Genomic DNA, 5,460 nt, shown 5'->3' on the forward strand with positions numbered 1-5,460 from the left:
GCAATAGCGGCAATTCTATTACTTAATTCACAGCCCAAACGTGAAGACATAAAACCACCGTTAGAAATTCCTGTTGCATAAATTTTTGTTCCGTCAACTGAATTATTGGCAATCATATAATCACACATTTGGTTGAAAAAACTAACATCGTTAATTCCTAACTGATTTGGTGTTGTTGGTCTTCCATCGTTCCAATTATTTTGAATTCCTGCTGGATAAACCAAAACAACTTTATCTCTGTCAGCAATAGTTTTAAAATTAGCAATGTTTATCATTCCTTCGGGTGTTCCACTTCCTCCGTGAATGGCAAAAATCATTGGCATTTTCCCTGCATTATTGTAACCAGTCGGAAGATATACAATAAAACTTCTTGCGTTTCCGTCAACTGTAAGGTTTACTGTTTTTTGTTCACTTGGTTTGTCCACAATCGTTGTTGGATTGTCATCTTTGTTACACGAAATAAGTGTAATCAGAATTGTCATAAGTAAAATTACTTGCCTCATTTTTATTTTAATTTATCTCGTTTAGACGTTTTACGTGTCGTTTGGTTTAATTGCCACTAACGTTCCGCCGCTTCGCGTCAGTTGCGAAGTTCGGAACCGATTATTTTCCACTAAGATAATATTTCTTGCGAAACGCAAACGTGAATTTTGAACAAAATTCGCAATTGCGCGAAACGGCTGTTATGCCTTCGGTTTTGCGGTTTTAAGAGTATCCTTTTTAGTTATAATTAAAAAACGCAGTTTATTTATTTCCGATTCCATTTCCTCTTTGGTTACTTGTTTTGATTTAACATTTTCTTCTTTGGTTAAATTTTTGACAATGTCAAATCCACTGTATAAACCACCAAATAAACCAATTATAAATAAAGGCCAAAAGGTTTTAACTTGCCAATTAGATAGCTTAGATTCATTATGTAGTTTTTTACGTTCTGCTTCCTTGTCTTTAACTTCATGATTATTTTCTGCTTCCAAAGCGCTCAATGTAGCTCTTCCTAATTCTGTTAATTTAGTATGTGTTTGCGCGTCTAGTAATGAGTTTCTAGCATATTCGGAGTAAATTTGATTATACTTTTCCCAACCAATTTTGTGCTTTATTAATTCAAAAAAATTATCAGAATTAAGATTTTGAGATTCGGTTTCTAATTTTGTTTTTAAAAATAATATTCTTAATTCTTTATCATTCATTCTCTTTATAGTTTTGGTTCTTTAAAACTGAGGCATAACGGTTTGCAGCTTGGCGAAGTGGCGGAAATCGGAGCACAAATGTTCAGTTTTGCACAAATGTTCAATCGAAGAACTGAACTTGAATTTAGCACTACACCCGCCATTTTGCCAAACTGCTGTTAGCCGTTCGTTGTTTTTCTTTTCATTATAAATATTCGCCTTTGATTACAAAAAACGTTCCCCTAATTGTTCCTGCCAATTTCGATTTTTGTCTAGCAAATTTAAACTTGCTTTCCAATTCTGTTGGGATTTCCATTCCTTCTGTTAGTTTAAAGCCTACGGCTCTTTTCTTTTTGTCGTCTAATGTGTAAAGAACATTTATTGTAAGTCCGCTTTCGTAAAATACAAAAGTCCACTTGATATTTTCTACTTCTACAATGGAAATTTCTAATGGTTTTGACGCTAATTCAATAACTTTTTCAGTTTTTAAAATATTGTTTACCCAATTCACAGTGTCTTGGTTCTTATTTGCTGGTTCGGTATAAAATTCGTGTTTATACTTATTCATAAAATACCTTGCCTCATTAGCTCTTAATCCTGCCAATTTTTCGGCAAATGGTGATGTTTCTAAACCTATGGTAGAAACGTTTTTAAAATCAACTTTATATTTCATTGTGAAGTTATTTTTCGTTTAAAATAATTTTTCTGTCTGTTGGTCGATAATACCAAGAAACAATTGTAAGGATTACAAAAATAAGTGGTGCAAGGAATTGAAGAAAAGTGTCGCCAACTGCAATATGTGATATTACTGCTCCTGTCATTGCAAAAAAGAAGCCTGCATAAGCCCATTCTTTGAGTAACTTAAATTTAGGAATGAGTATAGCAATTACGCCAAGAATTTTCCAAACGCCAAGTAGGGTCATTAAATAAATTGGATATCCTAAATGAACAGTACCGTCAACATTTTGTTGAACTTTTAAAATTTGTGCTATCCCGCCCGAAAGCATTCCTAATGATAGTAAAATGGTTGCTATCCAAAAGATTGTCTTATTTGTCTTTGTCATAATTTGTTATTTTAATTTGTTACCAATTTCTTGAAGTCTATTGTGTGCTATATTTAATCCGTTTGCGAATGGCATTTTTAGTTGTTCCGCTCGGTGTTGTTCTGATTTGTAAATAATGTGAATGTTCAGTTTACTTTGTTCATCGGAAATTTTTGAAAATTCTAAAAATTCAAGTTGCACATCAATTGGCATATTTTCCATTTCAAAAGTTCTTACTATTTTTTCATTGAGTATAAACGAATGGATTGTTCCGTGAGCTTTAAAAACCGCATTTCCGTTGTGTGATGTTTCAAACTGATAACTTCCGTAATTTTTATTTTCTAATTTTACCACTTTTGTTCCCATCCATTGTTCCAAAAGTTCAGGTTCTGAATAGGCTTTAAAAAGCAATTCAATTGGCAAATCAAATTCTCTTGTAATTAAAATATCTTGTTTGCCTTCTTCGGCATTTATTGTTGTTCTATTTTCCATTACTTTTTATTTTTGGATTGATAATTTTTCATAACAGTTTCTAATTTATTGAACCTGTCGTCCCACATTTGTCTGAATGGCTCAATGAAGTCGGCAACTTCTTTCATTTTGTTTGCATTTATTTGATAGTAAATTTCTCTGCCATTTTGTTCTTGGTTTAGTAATTCACATTCGGTAAGTATCTGTAAATGTTTAGAAACTGTCGGTCTTGCTGTGTCAAAGTTGGAAGCAATTGCACCTGCTGTCATTGTCTGGGTAGTCAATAAAAGTAGAATTGCCCGTCTTGTCGGATCTGAAATGGCTTGGAATACGTCTCGTCTTAAATTCATTATGTAGTTATTTGACTGCAAATATAAGTGTAGCTATTTAGCTACGCAAATTTTTGTAAAAATATTTTTCCCAAATGCCAAAAAATGTCGGGAAGTTGTTGGTTTGAGGTGTCGCTCTACAATGACGGCTAACTTATTTATATACTCAGTTTCTAAGCCAAAAACTGAGTATATCTATCTTTTTTAGCTGTATATACTCAACTCTAGTTGCGTATTATTTTTTATAAATCATCAAAAGGTGATTTAATATTTTGTATGTTTTTAGTACTTACATGGGTGTAAATTTCAGTTGTTTTGCTACTGCTATGTCCCAAAAGTTCTTGAATGTATCGTAAATCTGTACCACTTTCTAGCAAGTGGGTTGCATAGCTATGCCGAAGCCAATGCAAACTTACAGGTTTGTTAATACCTGCTAATCTAATGCTTTTTTTTAGAACTTCTTCTAAACTTCTGTCAGAATATTTTGTATTTTCTCGCTGACCCTCAAATAACCATGTTTTTGGGAGGTATTGTTTATAATAGTCTCTTAACATTTCAATTATTTTATCGCTTATAGGTACAATTCTATCTTTTTTACCTTTTGATTGTTTAATAAATAATAACTTCCGGTCGCTTTGGATATCCTTAAAAGTCAAATTTAATAGTTCACTTCGGCGAAGACCACAAGCATAAATTAAACTTAACATTGTCTTATGCTTAACATTTGTTAATGCTTCTATGATGGCTTTAACTTCCTCTTTACTCAAAACATTTGGTAGTACTTTTGATCGTTTTGGCCGATGTATTTTATCAATTTCAATCTTAGTTTCTCGAATGGTTTGAAAGAATAATTTTAATGCATTTACAATCTGGTTCTGAAATGATGCCGAAAGATTATTTTTCAAGATATACTCGTTGTTATAAACAATTACATCGTCATTAGTTATCTCGGCAATGGGTTTTTCTCGGTAAAAAATCAAGAACGATTTCAGAGCTTCGCTATACGTAGTTAGCGTACTTTCGCTGTAGCGTTTGGAGCGCAACCATTGTTTAAATTTTTCAATATTTTCAATCCCTTCTGCCGAAGGTATTGATTGGTAATGAGGCGCTAAGCCAAATCGTTCTCTGTTTTCATCCGTATCCGGAAGATGCCAAGCTACTAATGATTGGCTCCAGCGTGAACCATTTATCAATTTAATTCTAGCGATTAAATCGGCGTTTTTTTCGAAATAGACCGCAATTCTTTTGCTGCCTTTATGGCTGATGATTTTGGCACTCCAATCCATATTCTATGCTTTTAGGATACTAATATAACAATTGTTTTTAAACTTTATAATGGTGAACTTTGCAAATCGTGATAGCTATCGAGATTGTGAACTTTGTAATTCATTTCAAATACATAAAAATAAATCCTACTTTAGCTTTTTGAAAAAAAAATATATTTTAAAATGATTAGCGAAAAACAATTCGATACCGAATTACAGCTCATTATACAAAACGGTATTCGAGAAGATGTGGGTCAGGGTGATCACAGTTCTTTAGCCTGTATTCTAGCTTCGGCATCCGGAAAAGCAAAACTATTGGTCAAAGAAGATGGTATTATTGCGGGTGTGGCTTTTGCCAAAATGATATTTGAGTATGTAGACAAAACATTGCAAATAGAACTTTTTATTGTAGATGGAACTCCTGTCAAAAAAGGGGATGTTGTACTTCATGTTTCAGGCAGCTCACAATCTATTTTGAAAGCAGAACGCCTAGTGCTGAACTCCATGCAACGAATGAGTGCCATAGCTACAAAAACAAACCGTTATGTGCAACTTTTGGAAGGTACAAAAACCCAAATTTTAGACACTCGCAAAACTACTCCTGGTTTTCGTGCTTGCGAGAAATGGGCTGTGAAAATTGGTGGGGGCGAGAACCACCGTTTTGCACTTTATGATATGATTATGCTCAAAGACAATCACAATGATTTTGCTGGTGGTATTACAAAAGCTATTGCAAAAACCAAAGCGTATCTAAAGGAAAACAAGCTTGATTTGAAAATTATTGTCGAAGCTCGAAACCTAAATGAGATTCAGGAAATTCTAAAAAGCGATGGCGTTTACCGGATTTTGATTGATAATTTTAATTTTGAAGATACTCGAAATGCGGTCGCTTTGATAGGTAATTCCTGTCAAACAGAATCTTCGGGCAACATCAACGAAAATACAATACGCCAATATGCTGAGTGCGGTGTCGATTACATTTCTTCGGGAGCCTTGACCCATTCAGTTTATAATATGGATTTGAGCTTAAAAGCTTTTTAGGATAGATTTCAGATGGCAGGTAACAGATGGCAGATAACAGATGGCAGGTAACAGATTTCAGGTGGCAGATTTCAGAAGGCAGATAACAGATGGCAGATAACAGAAGGCAGGTGGCAGGTAACAGATTTCAGAAGGCAGATTTCAG

Annotated in this window: 8 protein-coding genes; 1 reads left to right on the forward strand and 7 read right to left on the reverse strand. The window is 33.9% G+C overall.

Going from position 1 to position 5,460, the window contains the following annotated elements; genetic code table 11:
• From ACKVOD_RS02945 to xerA, 7 genes are all read right to left on the reverse strand, one after another.
• Positions 1–503 (reverse strand): alpha/beta hydrolase family esterase (locus ACKVOD_RS02945; protein WP_409207988.1); only part of this gene is annotated, 503 nt, incomplete at its 3' end.
• 180 nt (positions 504–683) lie between these two features.
• Positions 684–1,187 carry a hypothetical protein gene (locus ACKVOD_RS02950; RefSeq protein ID WP_409207989.1) on the reverse strand — a complete coding sequence of 168 codons (504 nt, stop codon included), beginning with the start codon at positions 1,185–1,187 and terminating at the stop codon, positions 684–686.
• A gap of 184 nt (positions 1,188–1,371) precedes the next feature.
• Positions 1,372–1,839, reverse strand: coding sequence for a phage tail protein (locus ACKVOD_RS02955; RefSeq protein WP_409207990.1), 468 nt, complete (start codon positions 1,837–1,839; stop codon positions 1,372–1,374).
• 7 nt (positions 1,840–1,846) lie between these two features.
• Positions 1,847–2,230, reverse strand: a complete 384-nt coding sequence (locus tag ACKVOD_RS02960; protein WP_409207991.1) for a DoxX family protein — start codon at positions 2,228–2,230, stop codon at positions 1,847–1,849.
• A gap of 6 nt (positions 2,231–2,236) precedes the next feature.
• Complete coding sequence (locus tag ACKVOD_RS02965) at positions 2,237–2,701, reverse strand: SRPBCC domain-containing protein (protein ID WP_409207992.1); 465 nt, start codon at positions 2,699–2,701, stop codon at positions 2,237–2,239.
• Positions 2,701–3,030 (reverse strand): ArsR/SmtB family transcription factor, encoded by a 330-nt coding sequence (locus ACKVOD_RS02970; protein WP_409207993.1) that lies wholly within the window; start codon positions 3,028–3,030, stop codon positions 2,701–2,703. The genes ACKVOD_RS02965 and ACKVOD_RS02970 overlap by 1 nt, the downstream gene beginning before the upstream one ends.
• Positions 3,031–3,251: 221 nt before the next feature.
• Entirely contained in the window at positions 3,252–4,295 is a 1,044-nt protein-coding gene (gene xerA / locus ACKVOD_RS02975) for a site-specific tyrosine recombinase/integron integrase (RefSeq protein WP_409207994.1), read from the reverse strand.
• Between the two features lie 162 nt (positions 4,296–4,457).
• Between xerA and nadC the strand changes: the two genes are divergently transcribed.
• Positions 4,458–5,315, forward strand: a complete 858-nt coding sequence (gene nadC, locus ACKVOD_RS02980; RefSeq protein ID WP_409207995.1) for a carboxylating nicotinate-nucleotide diphosphorylase — start codon at positions 4,458–4,460, stop codon at positions 5,313–5,315.
• The last annotated feature ends 145 nt before the right edge of the window (positions 5,316–5,460 follow it).

Origin of the sequence: Flavobacterium sp., from assembly GCF_046155325.1 — a bacterium.
Lineage (GTDB): Bacteria > Bacteroidota > Bacteroidia > Flavobacteriales > Flavobacteriaceae > Flavobacterium.